The sequence below is a fragment of the Paenibacillus hemerocallicola genome (assembly GCF_006265175.1).
GTDB classification, from domain to species: Bacteria; Bacillota; Bacilli; order Paenibacillales; family NBRC-103111; genus Paenibacillus_AB; species Paenibacillus_AB hemerocallicola.
Genome location: NZ_VDCQ01000010.1, coordinates 113,457 through 138,465 on the forward strand (window position 1 = coordinate 113,457; position 25,009 = coordinate 138,465).

Below are 25,009 nucleotides of genomic sequence, written 5' to 3' on the forward strand. Positions count from 1 at the left end.
AAGCTCCCGAAAAGGGAGCTTTTTTCATGCCCTATTACCTACCCCGCAGACTTATGAACCGTCTTATATTTCCAACGATAACGGCTATAAGTCCCGCCCCGACTCATAAGAACTGGAATAAAATTCTACGAAATTTGTCGTTTTCAAAAAGGAATATGGCCGTTCTTGTCGAATATGGGTATGCATGCTTCTTTGGGCACAACGACATTACACGCAAAGGTGGGATTTTTATGAAAGGGACATTGTCGAAATGGTTCTCGCGAATGTCGAATGCTTGGAACAGCGCGAGAGACAACGTGTCCGCAACCGACATGCAAGGGCTTCGGCAGCAGCTGAGGCTGCAAAACCCTGCCAAATCGGTAGGCATGAAGCTGCTTCTTATTTTCTTCGTCAGCATCGTGGCGATGGTTCTTGCCGTCGGCATCATGTCGTACCAGGTTTCCAAAAGCGTAATCAAGAACAAGGTCGCCGACGCTTCGCAGCAGACGATCTCCCAGGCGACCGACAAAGTCGATTTCCTGCTGGAAAGCGTCGAAAACATTTCCATCCAGCTCATGTCCGATGACACGGTCGCCGACAACATGACCAAATACAAGGACAAGACGCTGTCGCAATTCGATAAGCTCCAGACCGGACAGCTGGTGAGCACCAGGCTGAAAAGCTACGTATTGTCCAACAACAAGCTCGCCGACATCAATATCATACCGATTAGTGCGGATGCAACCGATACATATCGCTCCTCGACGGCACTGAAGGACGACATCTACAAAACGGAATGGTTCAACAAAGTGAAGGAAGGCGACGGTCGGGGAATCTGGCTGCCCAGCAGCAAAGCCGGCTACGTCAGCACCCCCAATTCGTTCGCGCTCGGCCGCGTCCTGCGAAACATCAAATCCGGCACCGTGGAAGGCATGCTCGTGATCGAGGTGAAGCAGTCCGCCTTGAAAGACGCCCTCGGCGTCGTCTCGATCGGCGACGGCAGCGACATTACGATTATCGGCAAAGACAATAAAGTGATTTATTCCGAGAAAACGGAAGAGCTGGAGGCGGTCTACAACATCGATGTCGTCGGCCATATCGCCAAGTCGGGGGAGGAAGCGTCCAACTTTACCGGGACGAGAAAAAGCCCCGACGGCAAAGGCAGCGAGTCGATTCTCGCCGTATACGATCCGATCCAGAAAGCGGATTGGCTGCTGACCGGGGTCATCCCGGTGGAAGTGCTCGTCGAGGACGCCGGGATCATTTTCATCATTACGCTCGTCATGGTACTGGTAGCCGCCCTTCTCGCCATCGGCGTAGGCATGATCGTCATCCGGTTTATCGCCCGTCCGCTCGTGACGCTGCGCAACCTGATGATGGAAGGGGCTCGGGGCAATTTGACCGTCCGGACGAAGGATAACGGCCGCCAGGACGAAATCGGCCAGCTGTCCGCAAGCTTCAACCAGATGATGGAACAGATCACGACGCTGGTCGCGCAAACGAACTTATCGGCGCAGGAGGTGCTACACACCGCTTCCGAGCTGTCCGACTCCTCGAAGAAGACGGCGCTATCCGCCAAGGAAATCGCCGTGGCCACGGAGGAAATCGCGAACGGCGCATCCAGCCTCGCCGTGGAGGCCGAACGCGGCAGCGACTTGACCGGCAGCATCAGCATGAAGGTCGACCATGTCGTCGACGCGAACGCGATAATGGAAACGGCCGCAGCCGAAGTGCAGTCGGCAAGCCGCAAAGGAACGGACTACATGTCCGAGCTGATTACGAAAACCGGAACGACCGAGGATATGATCCGCTCCATGGCGGACAAGGTCGAGAAGCTTCAGGAAAGCACGAGCTCGATCCGCAAAATATTGGACATGCTGAACAATATTACGAAACAGACGAATATTTTGTCGCTCAATGCGACGATCGAAGCGGCCCGTGCAGGTGCTGCGGGCAAAGGCTTTATGGTCGTGGCCGACGAAATCCGCAAGCTGGCCGACCAGTCCAAGCAATCGATCGACGTCGTGGCGCAAATTACCGAACGCATCCAGACGGAGATGAAAGAGACGGTCGGCGTCTTGTCGGAGGCGTATCCGATCTTCCAGGAGCAGATCGCTTCGGTGAAAGACGCGGACGAAATATTCAAGCAGGTCCAATCGCAAATGGACGGCTTCGCCGGCAAGCTGAAGGAAGTAACCGTCTCCGTCCAGCAGCTGAAAGACTCCCAGATCGTGCTTTCGGAAGCGATGGGCAACGTAAGCGCCGTCGCCGAGGAGTCGTCGGCCACGTCCCAGGAAGTGGCCTCGCTCAGCTCGGAGCAGCTCAGCATTAGCGGAGGGCTGGTCAGGCTGTCCGAGAAGCTGGAGAGCTTGTCCAATTCGTTGAAGGAATCTTTGAGCAAGTTCTCGATCTGACGAATATCGGCACGAACGAAAGCACCCCCGCTTCCTCAAGCGAGGGTGCTTTCGCCGTCTTCCGGATCGATCGCATCGTAGCACGGCGCGACGCCCAGAGCCTTGTTCGTCCACGGCGCGGATGGCGGCGACGAATTCACTTCTCCGATACGGATGCCGATCATCTTCTCCATGATCGCGAGCTGGTATTGCGCAATCGCCTCGATGCTTTTCCGCAGGGGCTCCTCCGTCGCCGATGCTCCGCCATCGGCGACGGAGCCCGCGCCCGCGCCTGCGTCCGCGGCGCTCTCGATAATGCGCGCCATCGCCCGTTGGCTGCGCGCGAGCGACTCCAATATATCGAGCTTCATCTCCCGCTGCCGTTCGAGCCATCCCATCAGTTTCCGTCCCCTAATCCGCCGCCGAACAAACTGCCAAAGCCGCCCATGCCGTCCGAGGACATATCTTCGTTTTTGTTCAGCACGACCTTCAAATTTTTGGCTAGCGCATTTTCCATTTTGGTCAGCCCGTCGATCAGCTCTACGAACGACTCGTGCATTTCAAGCGGTTTTTTCAGCTGATCCTCATGGTTGTCGTAGCTTTGATGATTCAAATGAACGCATATCCAGTCCCGCGATTTCTCCGCTTCATTCGCCTTCGCTTCCAAAATGAGCGATATGTCGTGCTGCATTTTGGCCGAAGCGCGCAGCATCCAGAAGAACGATTCCGACCGTTCCACTCCTTCTCCCCCTTTCGCCTCGCGGCGAGCCGCGCCGCTCTCTTACTCTTCTTCCTGGTCGGACATCTCCTTGATGACCATCTCGAGATGGTCCCCGATCGCGTCGGCCAAATCGGCCAAGCTGCTCAAGTAGGCGGATACGCTCTTCGTCAAATCGATCGAATTCGTGGCGATCGCTTCGGTTCCTTCGAATTGGATCGTTTCGTTCGGCAGCGCCGTCACGATATGGGCGATATTGAATATCGATTGCCGCTTCGCCTCGAGTACGCGGGCCATTTCGCAATGCGACTTGGCCATATGGGCGATAATCGAAGTGACCTCCTCCTGCACGGAGCACTCCCCCCTCATGATCGAACTTCCCCATATTTTATGAAAGGATCGCGACTAATGTGCAGCCTCCCCTTCCCTCATACTTCCAACAGCTTCAGCATGTCGGACAATGCGCCGAGGTCGACCGTAATGTCGTCGTGCACATGTCCCACCATGCCGATGCCTTCGCTTTCGGACAGACGATTTCCAAGACCTATCAAATAGAAAAACCGCAAACCATAGTAACTGCTGGGGTGCCAAAAAGAGGGTACATATAGCGGGTCGGGTAAATATCGACGACTTGGGTTCCCGACCGGCAAAACATAAGGTCGGTGAGGCTGGCGCCATGCGGGGCTATTATGCATTCGGCGGATGCGAAAAGCCTTACTTGATCGGCGACCGACATCGTCCCTAGCGATATTGCCCGGAATCCGCGTGCAGCCAAAACTCTCGTCACCTCATGTTCCTTCAGCACTTTCCGGTGCTTCGCGTCGCCCCTGCTTATATATATTCGCTCATATCCGGATAAAGGCCGCGGATTCACCGACTTCAGAAGCTGTTCGCGCAAAAAATCGGTCCCCCATTTGGGAAGCGGGTTGGCTATGAACGGCTCCAGCCAATACGGTTGAAGCGAAGGGACAACGAGCCTCGCGGCCTTCAGGTGCAGCCCCTCGTACGATCGGATGGCCTTCTCCCGCGGTATGCCCAGCAGGGCGAGCGTCTCATCCTGAAACCGGGAGGCGCCGTCATTCGTTATGATGTATTTATCGATGTGCAAGCCGCTTCGAAACGGATTTCGCGATCCAATCGCGAAGCGAATTGTACATGCCAGCAGGAACTGCTTCGCTCATCCGGACCCCTCCGTCAGCATGCGCACGACCCGTTCATCCAAAGCCCGGAGATCGACGGTGATGTCGTCCGTTCGACAGTCCGCGTCTCCGACTCCGGAGGTGTCCGGCAGGCGCTCTCCTTCGCCGAATAAATAATAATAATCAAGCCCGAAATGGTTGCTCAAATACCAATACACCGTGTTCACGTAATTGGGTGCGTACAGCTCCAGCACCTTCGTTCCCGGACGACAAAACAGCAAATTGGCCAGCCCGGCGCCGTGAGGGGCCACGATCGTATCGGCGGAAGCGAAAAGCCGTATTTGCTCGTCAACCGTCAGCGATTCGAGCAGCACCTTTTGAAATCCGTAACCGCTTAGCAATTGGCACACTTGCTCTTCGTTCGTCACTTTGCGGACTTGGGCATTTTCGCGGCTGACGTAGATTCGCCGATAACCGGTTTCGGTCGTCTGCCCGATCCGATTCGACAAGGCGGTGCGCAAATATCGGCTTGCCCACTTGGGCATCGAATGGGGCAGGAACGGCTGCAGCCGGTATGTTTCCAACGAAGGAACGATCAGCCTCTTCGGCTTCAGGTGCATTCCCGGTTTGTTCCTCACGATCTTATGTTCCGGAATGCCCAGCATGGCCAGAGTCTCCGTTTGAAATCGGGTCGAGCCTTTGCCGTTTACGATATATTTGTCGATATGAATGCCGCTCTTATCCAGCAGATGAATACGGGCCAACACCTCGCCCAGCCAGTGGTAATAATTGTTGTCCCATATGAAATTCACGACGGCAACCGTCTCCGTCGTAGCTTTTGCTTGCGGCAATTCGCGCCTCTTATAGACCGGATGAATCGAATTCGGCCTGTAATACTGCATCGACATGTCCAAAATGATTTTATTGTCCGGGGCAATGATGGCGGCCATCCTGTCTTCCGCTACCCAATAACGTCCCTGCGGCAGAACCGCGACGAAAGCTTTCGGTATCGTGACGGATTGCTTTTGAAAGCCGGGATGAGTAGGGGGCTCCACTCCTTTCGGTCTCGAAAGGCTTATCGTTTCCTCCATGTACATTACGTTTTGCATTTCATGATCGCGGAATCGTCCGGCGCGCGACGTCTCGACCCAGTCCCAAAGCGACGGATAAGCACCGCGCGGTGTCGCTTCGCTCATGTCTTAACTCCCTCCTTCCAATATCGGTAAGATGGGTGCGGAATCCATCTTTGAAGGCCGCACCGACTCCATGGTCATTCCCGATTCTTACCCTTTTTGCAAAATCATAAGTCCGTTCCAGTACGTGGGATGACCATTGCTTGACGTAGTAACGTCCAGCAGCATCCGGTATTCCCCCGGGTGAGCCGCCATAAAGTCCAGCGTCGCTTGGCGAGGCTCCGGCCAATTCGTATCGTCCACCAATATGATGCACTGGTCGGCGAAATACGGGGCGGCGACCTGCAAGCCTTGCAGCTGATTCATGTAATCGTGAGGACCGTCGAAGAAATAGAGGCCGATGGGGCTTTGATGAAGATTGGCGAAGTATTCGATATAGTCCATGTCGTAAAATTGATGGCCATCGCCTTTATGCAGGTTGAACCGGTACATGAATTGCGCCCGCGGACCGCCGAATTGCGAGAAATTGTCCACGCCTATGCATGTTTTGCCGGAGTTGTTCAGCAAGCCCGATAAAAAGGAAAATCCGTTCCATACGCCTACGTTTACGAAGCTTTGACCCGGCGGCAGCTGGGAGACGACCCGATTAATAATCGACCCGATCGCGTAGGAGGACATTTTCGGCATTTGCCATATGCTGTTGATCGCGTCCCTCATTTGGAGCTCATCTGCCGGAAGCACGGTGTTGGAGAATTCCAGCGCGGCATCGGTCCCGTACAGCTTTTCCTTCTGCACCGGCGTTTCGGGTTGGACGAACCGAAACGAAATTCCTTTAATAAACTGTTCGTTATTCATAATTGAAACATTACCCCTCCCCGTATTACTGATGGTCCATAGTACGATCATTCTATTAAATGCCTCATAACCCGAAAGAGAAACCGGTATATGCCATTGGAGAAATGCCTCTTTTTACCATTTGACACACATCCATACGGATTGCGTTATTAGCGGGTAAAGCTGCTACCTTATCATATGACCTTGCGCGAAGGGTGATTGGACAGGATGACATGAACAGCGTCTAAACATTTCGGACCGGCCTGAATATAGTAGTAGGAACGATCATACCGATTGGAGGGTTCCTATTATGAAAATATCGGTAGTGATGGCGGTATATAACGGAGCCGATTATTTGGAACAGTCCGTAAACAGCATATTGGCCCAAACTTACGGCAATTTCGAATTTATTATCGTGGATGACGGATCCACCGACGGCACGTGGGAAATCCTCTCCGGCATTACCGATACGCGGATCAGAAAATACCGTTTACCGGCAAACTGCGGTACCCCCATCGCACTGAATATCGCGGTTGAAGAGGCGGAGGGGGAATGGATTGCCATACAAGACGCCGACGATATAAGCCTTCCCGACCGATTAACCGTTCAGGCCGACTATATTCGGGAGCACCCCGAATTAATCGTAGTAGGCTCGCGGATTTCATGTATAGGCGAAAGCGGCATCGATCCGGCGCGTCTTCGGCGGGTAGAGTCCAATCTCAACTATGGCTTAAGCAGGGATGAGCTTTACAGAAACCGTTACTTCGTATGTGCGCTATGCCACGGTACCGCTCTATATTCGAGAGCGCGTTTTTTCAGAGCGGGAGGTTATGATTCGGTTTATCGGATTACTCACGATTACGACTTGTGGCTGAAGCTGTTCCAGCTCGGGCCGATCGAGAAAATAGACCGGGTGTTATACCGGTACCGGGTCCATTCCGGTTCCCTGTCCCATCATGACGGCATGGCAACCTATACGGAAAAGCTGAGCTGCGGCATCCGCCGACTGCGCCAATTCGAATATGGCCACCGTACCGGCCCTATCCGCGTAATCGTCTTCGCGAACAAAGGCCTTATCCAAATGATGGCGAACAACGTCGTTCCTCATTGTCCGGTACAAGTTCGCTCTTACTATGAAAATCAACTTCATGCCGATACCGCTTGGAGTCTATTCAATAGAGGAGAGGTGGACGGAATCATTCTGCTTCAGAACCCCGATCGAAAAGCGTTGGCCGATTATTTCCAAAATAAAGGGATGGTTATCAATCAACATTTATTTCAATTGTAACGATTCGCCTTCGAAAACCGCATGCAAAAAAATACTACCGAGACGAAGCTCTCGGCAGTATTCTTCCTTACTCACTCATTATCCCCCCCGGTTTCCCTCCGACGTCTCCTTACCATAGAAGCCCTTTATAATTGTTGAAACCCGTCAGCGAGTCCGATATCCCTACCAGATCAATGACGATTTTCGTATCCAGCGCGTTATGCACGAACTCGATATACTGTTCATTTTTTTGGGCGACCACGATCAGGTCGGAGTGCCGTTTCAGCTTCTCCAAATCCGGCTCCATCAGTCGGATCAAGTGCGGCACGACCGATTCCATATACTCTTTGTTCGCTCCGATAAGCCTGGAGTCTTCGACGTTCCGGTCGTGAATGCGAATATCGTAGCCTTTGCCGATAAGCCGTTCCAGAAGCTTCACGATCGGGCTCTCGCGCAAATCGTCGGTTCCTTTCTTGAAGGCCAGACCAAGAACGCCTATGCGAGTAAGCCCTTCGGCGGCTATGAGCTCCAGCGCCCTGTCGATATGCATCGCATTGCTTCTCTCGATGGCTGGCAGGACGGCGGTCTCCACGTTCAACGAACGCGCGATCGAGGCAATGGCCCTGACATCTTTAGGCAGGCAGGAGCCCCCGTAGGCAAAGCCGGGATTCAAGTAAGCGGACGATACGTTTAGCTGCCGGTCCAGGCAGAAGAGCTCCATTACCTTGCGCGGATCGATCCCGAGCGAGTGGCTAACCGCACCGATTTCATTGGCGAAAACGACCTTTAAGGCATGATAGGAATTGTTGACGTATTTGATCATTTCCCCGATTTCGCGGTCCGTTTCCACGATGGGCGCCCGCACCCCTCCATATACGCGGCGGAGCGCGGTTAGAGCGGTTTCGTTGCCGGTACCGAGCAATGTATACGGCGGGTTGAAATAATCTTCGACGCTGGAGCCTTCGCGCAGAAATTCGGGATTGCTGACAACGGCGAAATCCAGCCCGACCCGTTTTCCGGATTTGGCCAATACCGATTCGATCGCGCTACCCGTGCCCGGAGGAACCGTGGAGCGCACCACGACCGTCAAGAAACGGTCCCGTTTCGCGATCGCTTCCTTAATTTGCCTGGCAACGCTCCAAAGATGCGACAAATCGGGTTCTCCGTGCTTATTCGAAGGAGTCCCGACGCAAATCATGCATATGTCGGATTGCTCCAGGGCCAAGCTCAGATCGGTCGTAGCCGATAAACGCCCCTTCCCGCTCTGTTCCATGATCAGGGATGCAATGCCTTCTTCTATGATTGTCGGCAATCCTTCATTGATTAATTGCACTTTCGTCCCGTTCACATCGACTCCGATTACGCGATGACCCATGTGCGCCAAACAACCGGCGGAGACGCATCCGACATAACCGAGACCGATAACCGCGACCGTATGCGATGTCTGATCATTCGTCATTTCCATTCTCCATTCCCCTATTGCTTAAGCTATGCAAATATTTCGCAAAACTTGGACAGCTCCCCGATCACTTTGTCCGCCGTAACTTGCTTGCCGAATTTGCGCAGAAGCCCCTTGCGCGCCTCGACGGCCCGTACCTTGGCTTCCGATTGCCTTTTGGCGACGGTTCGCATTTTTTTGCACAGATCGGTCCTGGAAGGCTCCGCCCATACATGTCCGATAAAAGCGCGGTTTTCGTTATCCGTAATTTCCACGAATTGTTCGACCTCGATCAAATGCGAGTTGCGAGAGTTCATGAAGTCGACCTGCCCGCTCCAATTCGTCCCGATTACCGGCATTTCCATCAGCATCGCCTCGAAAAACGGTCTCCCCCAGCCTTCCCCGCGGGTCGGCAGCACGAAAGCGTCGCATGCGCGGTACAGCTGGAGCAGCTCTTCCGGGGACAGCATCTGATCAATGATGTAGACGGGCGGCTTCTCGCGCTTCGGCTTCGGGTGGGCCTCGATCTGCTCCACCAGCAAGCCTTCCTTGTTGTTGTCGCGGATTTTGATGACGAGCGCGATATCGTCCTGCCGGGAAAATTCGTCCAGAAAAGCGTCAAGCAGAACGTCGTAGCCTTTGCGCCGCTTCAGGTCGAAGACGGACAAAAAGCGGAACGATTCCCTTACGGGCAGCGGCAGGACAGGACCGTCAGGCGTATAGCGGTCCGTCTCGAAAAAATTGGGTATTAGCCGGATCGGTACGTTTACGCCGGAGCTCACGAATGTCGTTTTGTTGAACGAGCTCTGCACCCACACTTCGTCGAAGCTGTTCAACTCGGGCACCCAGCTGTCCGGAATGCGGTCCGTCTCGAATGTGGTGCGGGCGATATTGACGCGAAATTCCGGCCTGCGCCGGACGTAGGAGCCGACCCAATTGTACAAATAAATATCGTTCGAGACGAGCTCCGTCGTTTCGAATGAAGAGATAAAACGCTCCTCCTCCGGGTCCTGCAGCTTGTGCCTCTCGTCTGCATCCCTTGCCTCGATCCGCACGCGGAACCCGGCCTCGTGCAGCATGCGCAGCAATATCCGGTTTCCTTCCGCGAGTCCGTGTCCGTTGTAAAAAATGCCTTCCAGCAACACATTCACGCTTCTTCCGTACCTCCTTCGATCGTCAGACATATTTATTCAGCGCCTCCACGACCCGTGCGGTCAATCGGTCCATCCCATAGTCTTCGAGCAGCTGCTTTCTCGCTTTTTTGCCGGTCGCTGCGGCTTCCGAACGGTGCGCTGCGACATATCGCATTTTTTTCTGCAGATCGCCGAGCGACGGCTCCGCCCAATAATGTCCGTTGAAAAATGGAATCTCGTTGTTTTCAATCCGAATCAGCCGTTCAACGTCGACCAAATACGAATTGTATTCGTGCATGAATTCGGTCTGTCCGCTCCAATTCGTCCCGATCACCGGCAATTCCATCAGCATCGATTCGAAAAACGGCCTTCCCCACCCTTCTCCCCGGCTCGGGAGCACGAAGGCGTCGCACGACCGGTACAGGCCCATCAGCTCCTGCACGGTCAGCATTTGGCCGATGATGTACACCGGCGGCTTCTCTTTCCGCTCTTTCGGGTGTTCGCCGATTATTTTCTCCAGCTTTCCGGCGTCGCTTTCTCCGCGGATTTTGATGACGAGAGCTACGGAATCTTGCGGAGTAAACTCGTTCAGAAACGCTTGCAGGAGCACATCGTACCCTTTGCGCTGCTGCATATCGAATATGGACAAGAACAGGTACCGTTCCGTCGCAGGCAGCGGCAGGCGTTCGCCTGCCGGCTCGTATTGGCCGACGTCGAAAAAGTTTGGCATCAGCACCAACGGAACGCGAACGCCCGAATTGCGAAACGAAGCCAGATTGAACGAGCACTGCAGCCATAGCTCGTCGAAACGGTTCAGCTCCGGTATCCAAAAGTCCGGGACGCGGTCCGTTTCGAACGTCGTGCGGGCTATGTTGACGCGAAAATCGGGATGGACGCGGACATCGGAACCGACCCGGTTGCTAATGTACACATCGTTTGCGGAAAGGGCTGTTTGCTCGAACGAAGCAATGTACCGGATTTCGTCCGCGGGCAGGACGGACCGTTTCTCCGCGCGGTCTCTTGCCGAGATTCGTACCCGGTACCCCGCCCCGTCCAAAATACGGAGCAGGATCCGGTTCCCTTCCGCGAACCCGTGCCCGTTATAGAACATGCCGTCTAGCAAAATATTCACCGATTCTCGCACCTCTCTCCTCCGCGTCCGCCCTCCAGCAGTCCTACTTCCGGAATTTCTCCAGCTCGGCTTTCACTTTTTTCTCGACAAGCGCCATGTTGTATTTCTCCAGCAGCTCCTTGCGCGCATACTTGCCTACCGCTTTGGCCTCCTGCCGGTGTTCGTATACGTGTCTCATTTTTTTTCGCAAATCTTCCACGGAAGGCTCCGCCCATTTATGCCCGTTATACATATCGTAATCGGGGTTGTTCTTGATCCGAACGAGCTTCTCGACCTGGATCTGATACGAGTTGTGCTCGTTCATGTATTCGGCTTGCCCGCTCCAATTCGTGCCGATCGTCGGCATCTCCATGATCATCGCCTCGAACAACGGCCTTCCCCAGCCTTCCCCGCGGGTAGGCAGGACGAAGGCGTCGCAGGCCCGGTACAGGCTGAGCAGTTGGGGCGTCATCAGCATGCGGTCGATGATATGGATCTCCGGCCGCTTGGACATGGGCTTCGAATGGGCTTCCAGCGCTTTAAGCAGCCGCGGCGTTTCCTCGGGACTGCGAACCTTGATGACGAGCGCCGTATCGTCGTCCGGCTTGAATTCGTCCAAATACGCGCGGATGAGCACATCGTAGCCTTTGCGCTCGCACAACTGGAACACCGATAGAAACTTGTAGCTTTTCGACAAAGGCAGCGGGAACTTCTCGCCTTCCACGACATATCTCCGGTCATCGAAAAAATAAGGAATGAAGCGGATCGGCACCTTCACCCCGGAATCCTGGAACGTCTTGATGTTGAATCGGCACTGCACCCAAACTTCGTTGAACTTGTTCAAAATCGGCACCCAGCTGGATGGAATCCGGTCCGTCTCGAACGTCGTATGCGCAATATTTACGCGGAAATCGGGTCTGGCTTCCATACGGAACCCGACGTCCCGGTTGAGGAATATATCGTTTCCTTTCAGCACGGCCTTCTCCAAATGACGGACATAGTAGAACTCGTCATTCGTCAGGGCCAGCTTCCGTTCCCACTGCCAGTCTCTGGGCAGCGCCTTGACCTTATACCCGGACCGGTGCAGCATATGCAGAAGCACCCGGTTTCCTTCGGCATAGCCTTTCCCGTTATAAAAAAATCCTTTAAACAAAATGTTCAAAGCCGTCACCGTTCTTTCCGCTGAATTCAGTCGACCCGGTTACCGGAATTTGTCCAGCTCCGCTGCCACCTTTCGCGACGTTTCCTCCATCGAATATTTGGACAGCAGATCGGCGCGCGCCTTTTTTCCTATCGCTTTGGCAGCCTCCCGGTTTTCAAAAACATACCGCATTTTCTGCTGCAGATCGGAAAGGGACGGCTCCGCCCAATAATGTCCGGCCAATTCCGGCACGTTCTTCACCGGCACGAGCCGCTCGACCTTCACCGGAAACGAGTTGTCCTCGCTCATGAACTCCGTCTGTCCGCTCCAGTTCGTTCCGATAACCGGCATTTCCATAAGCATCGCTTCGAAAAAGGGTCTGCCCCAGCCTTCCCCTCGCGTAGGCAGAACGAAAGAATCGCAAGTGCGGTACAGCCTGCTCAAATCGTCCGGGATGAGCATGCGCTCGATGACATGCACGCAAGGCCGCAGCCAGGCCGGCTTCGCATGCGCCTTGATCACCTCGTGCAGCTTGGAAACGAGCTTGCCGCTGCGCACCTTGATGACAAGAGCCGCATCGTCCCGGCTTGAAAATTCGTTCAAAAATGCGCGAAGCAGCACATCGTACCCTTTTCTTTCCTTCAAATCGAATACGGACAGGAACAAATAAGATTTCCCCACGTTCAGCGGCATGCTGCCGCCTTCCGGGGCAAACTGGCTTTCGTCGAAAAAGTTCGGGATGAGCCGAAGTGGCGCCGTCACTCCGGATGCGGCAAAGGTAGATTGATTGAAGGAGCACTGCACCCACACCTCGTGAAATTTGTTCAGCTCCCGTACCCACGATTGCGGGATGCGGTCCGTTTCGAACGTCGTGCGGCAGATGTTCACGCGGTAATCGGGATCGTGCCGTACCTCGGAACCGATCCAGTTGCACAAAAACAGATCGCGGGTCGGCAGCGGCGTCTCCTCGAAGGACCGCAAATATGCCGTTTCCCCGGGAGGCAGAATCTGCTGCTTCACCCACTCTTTATCGACCGGGTTGATCCGCACATGGTGACCGGCCTGCTCCAGTATGCGCAGTAAAATGCGGTTTCCTTCCGCCAAACCGTGTCCGCTGTAGAACGCTCCTTCCAAACATATATTCATAGGTCCTGTTCACCCGACTCTCCGATATTCCGCAAGCGAATTGCGCCGCCCGCGTTTACGGCTCCTCCATGACTTTGCGGCAAACCCATAAACCTTTCGTCTCGACTTTGACGTACCATTTCGGCAGCTCCGAGACGAGCTTGGTCGGCCCCGGCCAAGTGTTCACGTCATGAAAGGCGATGTATCCGCCGTTCGCGACCATCGGACTCCAATATTCAAAGTCCTCCCGAACAGATGCATAACGGTGGGATGCATCGATAAACAACAGACCGATCGGCATTCTTCTCCGCCATTTCCGCGCGGCGTCCACCGTTTTCATCCGTATCGCTTCCACATTTGCGAGAAGACCGAGCTTCCGCAAATTGCCCTTGAATTCATCCAATACCTCATCCGGATGATCGAGCGGCTTGCCCGGCGGCTTCCAGTTCCATAGGTCGACGGCATGCACCTTGCCCGCTCCGCGGTCTTGCACCGCACAGGATAGCCAGCACGTCGATTTTCCTTTCCAAGAGCCGAGCTCGACAATCGTAGGCACCGGAGCCTGGTAACGGGCGAGACGATAAAGAGTCTCTCCTTCATTTGGTTCCAGCCAGCCGGGTACCGACGAAACCATTCGCTGGATGCTTTCGATCCGCTCGCCGGTCTGCTCCTTCTCCGAAGACATGATTATCCCTCCATCCGTGTGTTCATGTACTCATTGAACTTGCTCCCATCTTATGACAAAGGGATAATGCCCGTCATAGAAAAACGGCGGACAGCATGAAAATGTGCATCTGGACCATACGTTTCGCAAGTTTTACGATTATACCCGCTCCATCTGCCGGGTCCGTCCGGTCTGTTCGGACATATACAAGTAACGATTACGACAATCGAAGGAAGGGGGGAGTTGACATTGACCGTTCCAAAGGAGCTGCGGCCGCCGAAGGGGCATTACCGTTCCCCGGACGAATGGATCCGGTCCTCGGGGCTCGGGGATGACAAGCTGCTCCATTCGTATTACAAATCCGATCCGGTCTATTTGAAGCAACCGCAAGGGCTGGAGCGCCCCGTTCACTGGATGTACCGTTCGTTCCATGAGCAAAAGTGGAGACAGCGGAAAGGGTACGTCGTCATCATGCCCGGAGGGAGGGTGTGCCGCTCGAGATGCACGATCATCGCCCCGGATCATCAAGAAATGTGGGATTTGTCCTGGTTGGTATATCGCGCCTCGAACGACCCGTCGCTCCGTCAGCTAACCCGACTCCCGCCGCTGCGCGAGACGGCTGAAACCATAGCGCTTCTGGGCATGCGGGAAAGCGGAATTTACTACCATTGGATGGTAGACGTACTGCCGCGGTTTCATCTGCTCAAGAGGCTCGGTATCCCGGCGGACAAGTACGTGCTGAACGGAAACTGGCTGGCGCCGTTTCAATTCGAAACGTTGGATATGCTCGGCATTCCCCGCGACCGGCTGCTGTTCAGCGATGACGACATGCATCTGAAAGCGAAGCGGCTGCTTGTGCCGGGATGCGAATTCGGCATCGTACCCAAATGGGCGCTTCACTATGTGCGTCGCGAGCTGATGGAGAAGCCGGGCATTCGGCCGCATGGCAAGGGGGTGCGCCTGTTCATAAGCCGGGCGCGGGCGACGAAACGCAAGCTGCTTAACGAAGCCGAACTGGCGAGCCTGTTAAGCAGGCACGGATTTCGCAGCGTCGAGCTGGAAACGATGCCGGTGGCCGAACAGATCCGTCTGTTCGCGTCGGCGGACATCGTCGTCGGACCGCATGGAGCGGGTCTCACGAACCTGATCTTCTGCAAGCCGGGCACGAAGGTGATCGAATTGTTTTCCCCGAACCATATGCATACGTGCTATCCGGTCATAAGCAACCATATGGGCCTGGAGCATTATTACTTGGTCGGCGTCGGCGAGCGCCCGCCCGAGTTCGTCAATCCGCGTATCCACGCGGACGATATCCGGATCGACCCGAAGGAATTCCGGAGCGTCTTGAAGCTTGCCGGAATTACCTAGGAGCTATTGTGTGGCTCGGAGTTATTACGCAATAGCTCCTAATATGCCGACTGGAGGTGTCTCATGTCCGTCAACTCGACCATACCGGCGCTGAAGATCGCCTGGACACCCCGAAGCCGAATGCTCGTCTGCAGCTTGGCCGTCGGCGAACCGCACATCTCGTGCATGCGGTGGATGGCGCCGACCGCCCGTTATTATGCGGAGCGTCACCGGATGGACCATCTTCTGCTCCCGCTCTATCATACCGGGCTGGATCCGTCCCGTCCCACCGCTTGGAGCAAAGTAATCGTACTGAACCACATGCTGAAACTGTACGATACCGTAATATGGCTTGATGCCGACACGATAATCGTAAACCCCGGCGTCGATATCCGCTCGGAGCTCGATCCGCTCGTTCCGATGCATATGGTCGCCCACCGTCTCGGGCGCAAAACGATCCCGAATACCGGCGTATGGGTGTGCCACAACGATCCGCGCACATTCGAGCTGCTCGAAGCGGTATGGAACCATACCGAGCTAGTCCACGACGGCTGGTGGGAGCAAGCGGCCCTCATGGACTTGATCGGCTACGAGCCGAGGGGACGCGTTTGCCGTTTCCGCAAACCGACCCCCTTTACTCCCTACGTCCGTTTTCTGGACGAAAAGTGGAACAGCCGCTACACCGCCCCCGCTTCCGAGACGTACATTTTGCATTATTCGGGGCCGGATAAGCCGCTTGCCGATATGGAACGCAAATATAAAACGTTCATCAGACGCATCGCCAAGCTATAACCTATTCCGTTAGGTGGGAGTTTCGTGAAGAAATCGACAAATATCCCCGTCCTATCATCGCTCAAGTGGAAACGGAGGGAACGTACGATATTATGCAGCCTGGCTACCGGCAGCGAACATTTGGAGATGCTTGGTCTCATGGCGCCTACGGCCGCCTACTATGCCCAATTGCATCGCATGGACAGCTTGCTGCTGCCGCTTCCCGACAAACGTTTGGACCCTTCGCGACCGCCTGCCTGGGACAAAATCGTGTTGATCCACCATATGCTGAAGCTGTACGAAACGGTCATCTGGATCGATGCCGACGCGATCTTCTGCGATCCGCGGAAAGATATCCGCACCGTGCTGAATACGAGGACGCCGATGCATATGGTCGCGCACAGGACGGGGCGAAGAAAAATTCCGAACACCGGCGTATGGATTTGCCGGAGCTTGCCGAAGACGTTCGAGATGCTGCATCACATCTGGAACAGTACCCAGTACGTAGACCATAGATGGTGGGAGCAAGCGGCGCTTATGGAATTGATCGGCTACGATACGGAGTCGGCAACCTTTCGCGGCGCGACGCCGTATACGCCGCATGTCCGGTTCATCGACCGCGAGTGGAACAGCCGGAGCTCGGACTGCGCCGTTAACCCGATCATCTACCACTACTGCAGCAAACCGAAGCCTATCGACGACATGTATCGAAAGTATGTTGCGTTTATGCAGCGGGTGCTGCAGATGTGACATAAGATTTCCGGCCATCCATGTCCGGGGAAAGAAGGTGAACCGCTTTGGCCGACCAGGATGAGCTTGTTCCTCCTTCCGGGTATTATCGGACGTTTGACGAATGGGCCGAGACATCGGCGTTGGAGGGAGCCCCCTCTTACATCGAAACGCTGCGGCTGGGCCGCCCCGTCGAGTTCCGGACGCCGATCGGACTGGAGAACCCTCCGCACTGGGCGTTCCGCAATTTGTCTTCGGCGAGAATCCGGGAACGTAACGGGACCGTCGCCTTCATGCCGGGCGGGACAGTTTGCGGTACGGAATGCGATATCATTACCCCCGACAACAAGCTGATCGGCGACTACTCCCTGGAATGGAAGAAACACCCGACCCAGCGGACCATATGGAAGAGAAGCAGTTTGCCTCCGCAGCAAATATGTCCTTATCCCGTAGCCGTACTCGCCCTTAAAGACAGCAACATTTACTACCACTGGATGATGGATGTGCTGCCGATGCTTCACCTGCTCAAGCAATCCGGCATCAAGCCGCATTCGTTCGTGATCAACGGCAAGGGTGCCGCTCCTTTCCAAATCCGGACGCTGGAGATGCTCGGCATTTCCCGGGAACGGATCATACCGAGTCATGACGCACTCCATATCCGCAGCCGCCTGCTCGTGGTTCCCCGGTGCGTCGGAAAATACCGTTCCAGATGGTCGATCGACTTTTTGCGCCGCGAGCTGATGGACGCGCACGGAATCGAACCGTCGGCGGAAAAGGAACGCATCTACATCAGCCGGGCAAAAGCGAAGAAGAGAAAGCTGCTGAACGAGGAGGACGTCATGCGGGTTCTCGGCAATCACGGCTTTCGCAAAGTTCATCTGGAAGAGATGACCCTCCCCGAGCAAATCCGGCTGTTCGCCTCCGCCGAAGCCGTCGCCGGCCCGCACGGCGCCGGCTTCACGAATACGGTTTTCTGCAATCCCGGCACCCGCGTGATCGAAATGTTCTCCCCGTTGCTCGTGCATACGTGCTATCCGATGCTGAGCGGACTGCTCGGCCTGCAGCATTATTATGTCGTCGGAACGGGCATGCGGCCTCCCGAATACAAAGATACGCACGACCGGTATGCCGATATCACGGTCAATATCAATCAGTTGAAGCATATTCTGTATATCGCGGGCTTCCGATAAAAAAGGAAAAAACCGGAGTCGATGCCTCCGGTTTTTTGATCCGTTAAATGTCCGTGATTGGGTCGGAATCAGTCTTTCTCCGCCGTGCTCTTCAGGAAAACCCATTCCATACCCGCCGGTCTTCGCTCGGAAACGCACAAGGAGCGCTCTTGCAAGCTCAAGCCTTGCAGCTCAGGGTAGTTTTCGGGATCGCGTGGCGCGCTTTTCAGCAGCGTGACAGCATGCGTCTGCTCGAAGCGGGACAATATCGCCCGCTTGATGCCGGAATGAATAAAGTCATGCAATTCCACCAGCATATCGCAATGGGATAACGACGGGACGAGGTCGGGATCCAGCAGCTCCAGCTCATACCCTTCGGCATCGCAAAATAGCAGCGTTCTCCGTTCTTTGCTCCGTTTCACTTTATCTTGAAGCGTTCCGGTATCGCAGAAGGGCTCGAGCTCCAGCCGGTCGATCGTCCCGTTTAATCGGGCCATTTCCCTGCATTTCCTCCGTGCCGAAGCTTTGATGTCATAAGCGATGATCCGCGCCTTCCTCATTCGGAGCGCGAGCCCTACCGCATAATACCCGTCGCCGCAGCCGACATTGACGATCCGCTTGTACCGCGCGGGAATGATTTCATTCTCGATTACGTCGTACAGCTCCTGCTCGTAAATGCCGAGCAGCTTCGTAACGAGCACGTTGATCGAAGGCTCGTTCAAGTAGCGCATGCCGGCAAAGGGACCGCGCCGAACCTTCGTACCGTACCGTTCTATAAAAGCCGTAGCGGCTTTCCCGTATAAATCTTCGCGGCGATTAGCCATCTCGGTCGATCACCCCATTCGGTCCGCTTGCATGTCAAGGCTCCAAACATTATCGGACCGTCCCGATCCCCATTCCTTCATACTCGTAGCCCCATTCGCCCCAGGGCGCCGTGCGCAGAAAATTGCGCGTATCCAGCATGTATGGGGTGCGCATGCGCTGACGCATCGCCTTCCAGTCCAATAAGGCATATTCTTCCCAATGCGTCAGCAGCAGGAGAGCGTCCGTCCCGTTCGCCGTCTCTTCGCCCGTATCGCAATAACGGACTTGAAGATTCGGATTCAAGGCTTGGAACATCGCCTTTCCTTGAGGATCGTGAACGGCGACCGTCGCCCCCAGCTCCAAAAGGCTGCCGATAATGACGGACGCTTGCGTTTGCCGGGCATCGTCGGTATTCGGCTTGAACGTCAGCCCCAATATTCCGATCCGTTTGCCGATCAACGATTTCAGACGCCGCCGGACTTTCTCCACGCAATAGTCGTGCATGCCCCGGTTCGATTCGACCGCGGCCTTGACTACCGTCAGCTCGCTGCCGTATTTGCGGCTCGCGGACAGCAGCTCCGCGGTATCCTTAGGGAAACAGCTGCCGCTCCAGCCGCTCGATACTTGCAAAAATTTACTGCCGATACGCGAATCGAGCCCGACTCCCGCGGCCACGTCCGTTACGTCGGCCCCGATCGCTTCGCACAGCTTCGCCACCTCGTTAATGTAGCTGATTTTGACCGCGAGGAAGGCGTTGGACACATATTTGATCATCTCGGCGCTGCCCTCGTCCGTCTCGAAATAAATCGTGTCCGCTTTCGGTTGAGCCGGCTGCGGAATGACGTCAGCCAGACTGCTGTAATTATGGCGCTCAAGCAGCGGACGATACAGCTGCTTCAATATGCGCCGCGCTTCCGGATCCATCGTCCCGATGACGATCCGGTCCGGATAAAATACGTCTTCGAGCGCGTAGCCTTCCCGCAAAAACTCCGGGTTGCTCGCGACCGCGAACGCCTCGCCCCGCTTCAAGCCCGATCGCTCCTCGATCCGCGAGGCAACCAGACCGGCCGTGCCGACCGGAACGGTGGATTTGTCGACCACAACGGTGAAGCGGTCCGGATTGATCGCGGACCCGATACTGTCCGCGGCCGCCGACACATACGATAAGTCGGCCGTTCCGTCAGGCAGGGACGGAGTCCCGACCGCGATGAACACGGCGTCTGCTTCGGAGATCGAGTCATAACGGTCCGATGCCGTCAACAGCTGCCGACCGACCACGGAGCCGAGAAGAGCATCCAGACCCGGCTCATAGATCGGGCTCCTGCCCCCGTTGATCCGCTCCACCTTGCGCGGATCCGAGTCGATGACCGTAACGCGCCGTCCCGATGCCGCGAAAGCGGCGGCCGTCACGCTGCCGACATATCCGGCGCCTATTACCGCTATTTTCATGGACGCGCTCCCCCTTGCATCCGCTCTCGGTAAGCCGCAATCGTACGGCGAAGTCCTTCCTCCAGCGTGACCTCCGGCTGCCAGCCGAGCAGCGACTTCGCTTTCGCGATGACGGGACGGCGCACCTTCGGATCGTCCTCCGGAAGCGGCATGTAGCGAATGCCGCCGGGCGCCCCGGACAAACGGATTACGGTATGGGCGACCTGCAAGATCGTATGCTCGACCGGGTTGCCGATATTGACGATTTCCCCGTCAGCCGCCTCCTTCTCCATCAGCAGGCGAAGTCCGCGAATCGTATCGTCCACATAGCAGAACGAACGGGTTTGGCTGCCGTCTCCATACACGGTCAGATCGTCGCCGGCGATCGCCTGGGTTACGAAGTTGGAGATCACCCTCCCGTCGTCGTTGCGCAGCCCGGCGGAATACGTGTTGAAAATGCGTGCGACCTTCACCGGAACCCCGAAGCGGTGATAATATTCGTAGCAAAACACTTCGCCGAGTCTCTTCGCCTCGTCGTAGCAAGCGCGCGGCCCCCAAGTGTTGACATTTCCCCGGTATAACTCGTCTTGGGGATGCACGAGCGGGTCCCCGTACGCCTCGCTCGTGCTCGAATAAACGAATTTGGCGCCGCGGCGCCGTGCCAGCTCCAGCATAAGCTTCGTACCGGTCGTATTCACCTCGATCGTATCGAACGGACGCGCCTGATAAAACTTCGGCGATGCCGGAGAAGCGAGGTGGAATATTTCCGTCACGCCTTCCAGCTCGGGTATCGACAGTACCCCGGGGTCCGTAACGTCGCAGCCGATAAAGACGAATCCGCCGACGCCGTCCGGAAAAGCCCGCAAATTGTCCGCTTTGCCCGTGCTCAAATTGTCGATTCCGACGACCTGCCGGCCTTCCGAGAGAAGCCGCGCAACCATATGGGAGCCGAGAAAGCCCGCCGCCCCCGTAACCAGCGTCTTGCTCATGGCGTTTCTCCTCCTTCCGCAGCCATTTGGCGCAAAAATAAACGGAACGGCACCCGCAGCGCGTCGTCCTTGCAGGCGAGCTCGACCGTCGCCTTCAGAAAGCCCATCTTGTCCCCGACGTCGTATAGCTTCCCTTCAATAAGGCGGGCGTATATCGGATGCCGCTGCGTCCATTGCTGCAGCGCGTCCGTGAGCTGGATTTCTCCACCGATCCCGGCAGGCAAGTTTTCCAGAATGTGGAATATTTGCGGATCCATAACGTACCGGCCGATGATCGCCATATTGGACGGAGGATCGGCAACCGGTTTTTCCACCAATCGCTTCACCCGGTAAAGATGCTCGCCCGCGGGCTCGCCGTCGATGACGCCGTACTTGCTTACATCCGACCATTCGACCGCATCGACGGCGATGACCGGCGCCTGCTTCTCCTCGTATACGTCGAGCAGCTGCTTCAAGCACGGAACCTCGCTATCGACGATCATATCGCCGAGCAGGACGGCGAACGGCTCCTGTCCGATAAACTTGCGGGCGCACCAGACGGCATGACCCAAGCCGAGCGCCTGCTTCTGCCGGACGTAATGGATATCGGCCAAATTCGCGATGTCCTCGACCATTTTGAGCAAATGCTCTTTCCGCTGACCCTTCAGGTTCGCCTCCAGCTCGTGGTTGATGTCGAAATGGTCCTCGATGGAACGTTTGTTCCTTCCCGTCACGATAATAATATCCTCGATTCCCGAGGCAACGGCTTCTTCTACGATGTATTGAATCGTCGGTTTGTCAACGACGGGGAGCATTTCCTTCGGCATGGCCTTCGTCGCGGGAAGAAATCTCGTCCCGAGGCCGGCTGCCGGAATAATCGCTTTTTTCACCCTTCTCATCTCATGTCTCCTTCATACCCGTACTCGACGGACAGCCACGGCTTCCGTACCGCGGATACGGCCGGTGCATACACGCCGTGGTTGCTCATGGCTCCCGTCTGCCACATGCGAGCCAATTGCGTGCAATCCCACCGGAAGACGGCCGCCCCCCTGGACAGCTTGCGGACGCTGCTGAAGATCGGCTTCGGCCGAACGCGCGGCTTGCGTCGGGCAACGGCTTGCGCGCTCCAGTCCGCGCTGATGCGATGGACCCGGATCGCATTCGTCCTGGCCGGAATATGCATGACCGCCGATTTGATCGTGACACCGGGCGGAAGCGTCGCCAGATCGAATGAAAAATAGCATCTGACCGCCTTGCCCTTGCGAATACGGCGGATGCGGTTCGGCCCGAGCGTGAGGGCATTTCCGGTTGCCGGACTAACCTCGGCTTCGTTCCCTGTCGCTCCCGGCTCCGGACCCGCATCGAGAATAGGCGGAGCCTCTTCGGCCGCGGGCTCCGGAACGGGCTGCGGGACGTCCGTTTCAAATCCGTCAATCTCTTCCGTATTTTCGTTTTCTTCATTGCCCTCAATCAGGGAGAGGACGCGATTCGCGTATCGGGACGCCGAATGGTTGGCGGCCACATAGGCTCTGGATTGCTTTCGCATCTTCTTGCGAAGCTCCTTGTCTTCGTACAGGTGAAGCATGGCGTCGGACAGCCGCTTCCCTTCTCCCGTATCATTCTCCGTCTTGCGTACGACATCGTCGGGCAGTTCCAGATGAGCCCCCGCACCGAGCACGACCGTCGGCTTGCCGTAGGACATCATGTCGAGCAAATCCCCGGACAGCTCGCCTGAGCCCGGTTTGCGCAAAAATAAGCAGACATCGGATCGGATCATCCGGCTTCCGTATTCGTCCTCCCCCAGAGGGCCGATAAGCTCGACACGGTCCGATACCCCGAGCTCTTCCGCATGCGCCAGCAGCCGTTCGCGATAATCCGGATCGCACTCGCCCGCCGCCCACATCCGCACGTCGTCATACCCGCTGTCGATAAGCCGCCGTATTCCATCGAGCGCCGAATCGAGCCCGTCGCCCGGCTCGATCCGTCCGCAGCTCGCGAAGGTGAAGTCGCGATCCATGATCGCGGATACCATGACGGGAAGCTTGACTGGCTTACGAAGCAGCTTGACGGATTTGCAGCCGTTCTCTTGCAGCCATCGTGCCGTCTCCTCATGATGGACGACGAACGTGCCCGCTTCGGCGGACAACAGCGATACGGCGCCGCTCGGCTCCTCATCGTCCACCAGGACGATACCGGGGTGCTGCCGCACGAATTCCGGCACGCTCGCTTCGGGATCCGTATAGTCGACCTGATAAAGGATCGCTTTGTAATCCTCGGCCCTCTCGGGAAACTCCTCATGGCGAAACAGACGGACCTTTCGGTTCCGCAAGAAATGCTCGGACAGACCGGATCCATTGCCGACATATAGATCGCAGTCATACTTTTCGGTCAATACGGGCAGCAGAAGCTGAAGGCGGTTGATCGAACCCGTTCGGACAGTTGACCGGGCCGCGAATATCGCCACCCGCTTCCGGCAAGCTTCGGAAAAGGCCCGCAGCGCTTTTTCCGCACACGCCCTCCACTGGTATTTTCGCGCCTGCATCTTCCCTTTATCGACGAGAAAGCTCCTGGACGAACCTACGTTCAGCAGTACCTTCAATCCGATGTGAAGCTGTTCGGCATTGCACGGTTTGACCCGGTATATCGCGTTATCCCCCAATTCGTTCCATTCGCCGCGATCCGGCGCCAATACGGGCGTGCCGCACGCCATCGCTTCCAGGAGCGGAAACCCGAAGCTTCCTTCCGTCCCGAGAAACGCCAACAACTCGGCGCCCCCATACAGGCTCGCCAGTTCCTCGCCGTCGACGGGACCGGTCCATAGCAGACGTTCCCGCACCCCGGCCGCATCGGCCAAAGCCAGCAGCTTTTCCCGCTCTTGACCGACGGCATCGTCCGCGATCACCAGACTTAATGGATCGTCCAGCTCCCGGCACGCCATGCCGAAAGCGGCGATCAGAGCTTTCCCTTGCCGTCCGGAAAGCCCGGTCCCCGCGCATAATACATACCGGCCCGGTATACCGTAACGGGAAAGGTGTTGCTCCGTTATCTCGACCGGACCGAACAGCGGGTCGATCCCTCCCGAGATGACGTCGATTTTTTCCGCCTGGATGCCGGCCGACGAGGCCACCGCCTGCTTGAGCGAATCCGTCGGGGTCAACACCAGGTCGCAGCTCCGGAGGAAGCCGGGAGCTTGCCCGGTCGGTTCGTTGTTCCGCTCATCCGGCTGACGGCCGTCCTTCACTTCCGGCGAAGACCACTCGAGGAGCAGGGCCGCCACTTTCGTTCTGCCGAACCATTCCTTATGCCAGGTTTGCTCCTCGCCAATGAACGGATCGGTTATGACGAACAAATCGACCGCATGCTCTGTCAAAAAACGGCCGACATGCTCTTGCCGCCGCTCGAGGGTATCCCCTTCCGCCTCCGGAATATAACGAATAAACGTATGCTCCGGACCGCGCTGAGCGAGCGCCTCGAATAAATGGTCCAAATACCGCCCCTTCGCGAGTCCGACGAAATGGGGCTCGAGAGAGGGGCTGCATAACGCGATTTTCATAAATTCACCACCTTGATCGGTTGGAAAACACCGTTTGTTTCGCGGCTTTTCCGACATATATGAAGTATATGCGCCCGAAGATGGCGTACTTGGACCGTTAACCCTACGATGCATAAATTGGCGTTTGACCTATAGAAGAGAAGCCGGTGTAATCATTTGGATGAT

Annotated in this window: 24 protein-coding genes; 6 read left to right on the forward strand and 18 right to left on the reverse strand. The window is 56.1% G+C overall.

Going from position 1 to position 25,009, the window contains the following annotated elements; genetic code table 11:
* Window positions 1–230: 230 nt before the first annotated feature.
* The gene (locus tag FE784_RS09685; protein WP_246131968.1) at window positions 231–2,393 is read left to right on the forward strand and encodes a methyl-accepting chemotaxis protein; all 2,163 of its coding nucleotides are present in this window, start codon (window positions 231–233) and stop codon (window positions 2,391–2,393) included.
* 35 nt (window positions 2,394–2,428) lie between these two features.
* Here FE784_RS09685 and FE784_RS09690 read toward each other — a convergent pair whose 3' ends face one another.
* The 7 genes from FE784_RS09690 to FE784_RS09715 all read right to left on the reverse strand — a co-directional run bounded on the left by FE784_RS09690 (window position 2,429) and on the right by FE784_RS09715 (window position 6,217).
* On the reverse strand, window positions 2,429–2,770 hold the full coding sequence (locus FE784_RS09690) for a hypothetical protein (protein ID WP_139601992.1): 342 nt from the start codon (window positions 2,768–2,770) through the stop codon (window positions 2,429–2,431).
* Window positions 2,770–3,111 (reverse strand): alpha-helical endospore appendage domain-containing protein, encoded by a 342-nt coding sequence (locus FE784_RS09695; RefSeq protein WP_139601993.1) that lies wholly within the window; start codon window positions 3,109–3,111, stop codon window positions 2,770–2,772. Before FE784_RS09695 ends, FE784_RS09690 begins: the two co-directional genes overlap by 1 nt.
* A 42-nt stretch (window positions 3,112–3,153) precedes the next feature.
* Window positions 3,154–3,459, reverse strand: a complete 306-nt coding sequence (locus FE784_RS09700; RefSeq protein ID WP_139601994.1) for a nucleoside-diphosphate sugar epimerase — start codon at window positions 3,457–3,459, stop codon at window positions 3,154–3,156.
* A 59-nt stretch (window positions 3,460–3,518) separates the two neighbouring features.
* The gene (locus FE784_RS42365; RefSeq protein WP_281287060.1) at window positions 3,519–3,641 is read right to left on the reverse strand and encodes a hypothetical protein; all 123 of its coding nucleotides are present in this window, start codon (window positions 3,639–3,641) and stop codon (window positions 3,519–3,521) included.
* A complete protein-coding gene (locus tag FE784_RS09705) occupies window positions 3,638–4,198 on the reverse strand; it encodes a glycosyltransferase family 61 protein (protein WP_176706091.1) in 561 nt (186 codons plus the stop codon). The genes FE784_RS42365 and FE784_RS09705 overlap by 4 nt, the downstream gene beginning before the upstream one ends.
* A gap of 69 nt (window positions 4,199–4,267) precedes the next feature.
* The gene (locus FE784_RS09710; protein WP_139601996.1) at window positions 4,268–5,425 is read right to left on the reverse strand and encodes a glycosyltransferase family 61 protein; all 1,158 of its coding nucleotides are present in this window, start codon (window positions 5,423–5,425) and stop codon (window positions 4,268–4,270) included.
* An 87-nt stretch (window positions 5,426–5,512) separates the two neighbouring features.
* Window positions 5,513–6,217: a class I SAM-dependent methyltransferase gene (locus FE784_RS09715; protein ID WP_176706092.1), complete on the reverse strand. Its 705-nt coding sequence runs from the start codon at window positions 6,215–6,217 to the stop codon at window positions 5,513–5,515.
* Window positions 6,218–6,506: 289 nt separating this feature from the next.
* Between FE784_RS09715 and FE784_RS09720 the strand changes: the two genes are divergently transcribed.
* Window positions 6,507–7,484, forward strand: coding sequence for a glycosyltransferase family 2 protein (locus FE784_RS09720; protein WP_139601998.1), 978 nt, complete (start codon window positions 6,507–6,509; stop codon window positions 7,482–7,484).
* A 109-nt stretch (window positions 7,485–7,593) separates the two neighbouring features.
* On the opposite strand, the gene FE784_RS09725 is transcribed toward FE784_RS09720, so the two are convergent.
* From FE784_RS09725 to FE784_RS09750, 6 genes are read right to left on the reverse strand one after another with little or no spacing between them, the layout of a single operon-like run.
* Window positions 7,594–8,928 (reverse strand): nucleotide sugar dehydrogenase, encoded by a 1,335-nt coding sequence (locus FE784_RS09725; RefSeq protein ID WP_218103762.1) that lies wholly within the window; start codon window positions 8,926–8,928, stop codon window positions 7,594–7,596.
* A 23-nt stretch (window positions 8,929–8,951) separates the two neighbouring features.
* Window positions 8,952–10,052 (reverse strand): glycosyltransferase, encoded by a 1,101-nt coding sequence (locus tag FE784_RS09730; RefSeq protein ID WP_176706093.1) that lies wholly within the window; start codon window positions 10,050–10,052, stop codon window positions 8,952–8,954.
* 25 nt (window positions 10,053–10,077) lie between these two features.
* On the reverse strand, window positions 10,078–11,178 hold the full coding sequence (locus FE784_RS09735; protein ID WP_139602000.1) for a glycosyltransferase family 4 protein: 1,101 nt from the start codon (window positions 11,176–11,178) through the stop codon (window positions 10,078–10,080).
* Between the two features lie 31 nt (window positions 11,179–11,209).
* Window positions 11,210–12,316, reverse strand: a complete 1,107-nt coding sequence (locus FE784_RS09740; protein WP_139602001.1) for a glycosyltransferase — start codon at window positions 12,314–12,316, stop codon at window positions 11,210–11,212.
* A gap of 30 nt (window positions 12,317–12,346) precedes the next feature.
* Window positions 12,347–13,432, reverse strand: coding sequence for a glycosyltransferase (locus FE784_RS09745; RefSeq protein ID WP_139602002.1), 1,086 nt, complete (start codon window positions 13,430–13,432; stop codon window positions 12,347–12,349).
* A gap of 55 nt (window positions 13,433–13,487) precedes the next feature.
* A complete protein-coding gene (locus FE784_RS09750) occupies window positions 13,488–14,096 on the reverse strand; it encodes a class I SAM-dependent methyltransferase (RefSeq protein ID WP_139602003.1) in 609 nt (202 codons plus the stop codon).
* A 228-nt stretch (window positions 14,097–14,324) separates the two neighbouring features.
* Between FE784_RS09750 and FE784_RS09755 the strand changes: the two genes are divergently transcribed.
* The 4 genes from FE784_RS09755 to FE784_RS09770 all read left to right on the forward strand — a co-directional run bounded on the left by FE784_RS09755 (window position 14,325) and on the right by FE784_RS09770 (window position 18,112).
* The gene (locus FE784_RS09755) at window positions 14,325–15,443 is read left to right on the forward strand and encodes a glycosyltransferase family 61 protein (protein ID WP_139602004.1); all 1,119 of its coding nucleotides are present in this window, start codon (window positions 14,325–14,327) and stop codon (window positions 15,441–15,443) included.
* 63 nt (window positions 15,444–15,506) lie between these two features.
* The gene (locus FE784_RS09760; protein WP_139602005.1) at window positions 15,507–16,214 is read left to right on the forward strand and encodes a putative nucleotide-diphospho-sugar transferase; all 708 of its coding nucleotides are present in this window, start codon (window positions 15,507–15,509) and stop codon (window positions 16,212–16,214) included.
* Window positions 16,215–16,238: 24 nt separating this feature from the next.
* Window positions 16,239–16,943, forward strand: a complete 705-nt coding sequence (locus FE784_RS09765) for a putative nucleotide-diphospho-sugar transferase (protein WP_139602006.1) — start codon at window positions 16,239–16,241, stop codon at window positions 16,941–16,943.
* A 47-nt stretch (window positions 16,944–16,990) separates the two neighbouring features.
* On the forward strand, window positions 16,991–18,112 hold the full coding sequence (locus FE784_RS09770; RefSeq protein ID WP_139602007.1) for a glycosyltransferase family 61 protein: 1,122 nt from the start codon (window positions 16,991–16,993) through the stop codon (window positions 18,110–18,112).
* A gap of 68 nt (window positions 18,113–18,180) precedes the next feature.
* On the opposite strand, the gene FE784_RS09775 is transcribed toward FE784_RS09770, so the two are convergent.
* Genes FE784_RS09775 through FE784_RS09795 form a run of 5 tightly spaced genes read right to left on the reverse strand, consistent with a single transcriptional unit; the run spans window position 18,181 to window position 24,844 of the window.
* Window positions 18,181–18,915 (reverse strand): class I SAM-dependent methyltransferase, encoded by a 735-nt coding sequence (locus FE784_RS09775; protein WP_139602008.1) that lies wholly within the window; start codon window positions 18,913–18,915, stop codon window positions 18,181–18,183.
* Window positions 18,916–18,964: 49 nt separating this feature from the next.
* Window positions 18,965–20,344: a UDP-glucose dehydrogenase family protein gene (locus tag FE784_RS09780; protein ID WP_139602009.1), complete on the reverse strand. Its 1,380-nt coding sequence runs from the start codon at window positions 20,342–20,344 to the stop codon at window positions 18,965–18,967.
* Entirely contained in the window at window positions 20,341–21,312 is a 972-nt protein-coding gene (locus FE784_RS09785; RefSeq protein WP_139602010.1) for an NAD-dependent epimerase/dehydratase family protein, read from the reverse strand. Before FE784_RS09785 ends, FE784_RS09780 begins: the two co-directional genes overlap by 4 nt.
* Window positions 21,309–22,190, reverse strand: a complete 882-nt coding sequence (gene galU / locus FE784_RS09790; RefSeq protein WP_139602011.1) for a UTP--glucose-1-phosphate uridylyltransferase GalU — start codon at window positions 22,188–22,190, stop codon at window positions 21,309–21,311. Before galU ends, FE784_RS09785 begins: the two co-directional genes overlap by 4 nt.
* Window positions 22,187–24,844 carry a glycosyltransferase gene (locus FE784_RS09795; RefSeq protein ID WP_176706094.1) on the reverse strand — a complete coding sequence of 886 codons (2,658 nt, stop codon included), beginning with the start codon at window positions 24,842–24,844 and terminating at the stop codon, window positions 22,187–22,189. The genes galU and FE784_RS09795 overlap by 4 nt, the downstream gene beginning before the upstream one ends.
* Window positions 24,845–25,009: the final 165 nt, after the last annotated feature.

What these genes read in the sequence shown, in the direction of transcription:
- FE784_RS09785 (WP_139602010.1), bottom strand. Translation starts at nt 21,312, where the DNA reads ATGAGCAAGACGCTGGTTACGGGGGCGGCGGGCTTTCTCGGCTCCCAT.
- FE784_RS09795 (WP_176706094.1), bottom strand. Translation starts at nt 24,844, where the DNA reads ATGAAAATCGCGTTATGCAGCCCCTCTCTCGAGCCCCATTTCGTCGGA.
- FE784_RS09750 (WP_139602003.1), bottom strand. Translation starts at nt 14,096, where the DNA reads ATGTCTTCGGAGAAGGAGCAGACCGGCGAGCGGATCGAAAGCATCCAG.
- FE784_RS09685 (WP_246131968.1), top strand. Translation starts at nt 231, where the DNA reads ATGAAAGGGACATTGTCGAAATGGTTCTCGCGAATGTCGAATGCTTGG.
- FE784_RS09690 (WP_139601992.1), bottom strand. Translation starts at nt 2,770, where the DNA reads ATGGGATGGCTCGAACGGCAGCGGGAGATGAAGCTCGATATATTGGAG.
- FE784_RS09745 (WP_139602002.1), bottom strand. Translation starts at nt 13,432, where the DNA reads ATGAATATATGTTTGGAAGGAGCGTTCTACAGCGGACACGGTTTGGCG.
- FE784_RS09715 (WP_176706092.1), bottom strand. Translation starts at nt 6,217, where the DNA reads ATGAATAACGAACAGTTTATTAAAGGAATTTCGTTTCGGTTCGTCCAA.
- FE784_RS09700 (WP_139601994.1), bottom strand. Translation starts at nt 3,459, where the DNA reads ATGAGGGGGGAGTGCTCCGTGCAGGAGGAGGTCACTTCGATTATCGCC.
- FE784_RS09710 (WP_139601996.1), bottom strand. Translation starts at nt 5,425, where the DNA reads ATGAGCGAAGCGACACCGCGCGGTGCTTATCCGTCGCTTTGGGACTGG.
- galU (WP_139602011.1), bottom strand. Translation starts at nt 22,190, where the DNA reads ATGAGAAGGGTGAAAAAAGCGATTATTCCGGCAGCCGGCCTCGGGACG.
- FE784_RS09760 (WP_139602005.1), top strand. Translation starts at nt 15,507, where the DNA reads ATGTCCGTCAACTCGACCATACCGGCGCTGAAGATCGCCTGGACACCC.
- FE784_RS09725 (WP_218103762.1), bottom strand. Translation starts at nt 8,928, where the DNA reads ATGGAAATGACGAATGATCAGACATCGCATACGGTCGCGGTTATCGGT.
- FE784_RS09780 (WP_139602009.1), bottom strand. Translation starts at nt 20,344, where the DNA reads ATGAAAATAGCGGTAATAGGCGCCGGATATGTCGGCAGCGTGACGGCC.
- FE784_RS09720 (WP_139601998.1), top strand. Translation starts at nt 6,507, where the DNA reads ATGAAAATATCGGTAGTGATGGCGGTATATAACGGAGCCGATTATTTG.
- FE784_RS09775 (WP_139602008.1), bottom strand. Translation starts at nt 18,915, where the DNA reads ATGGCTAATCGCCGCGAAGATTTATACGGGAAAGCCGCTACGGCTTTT.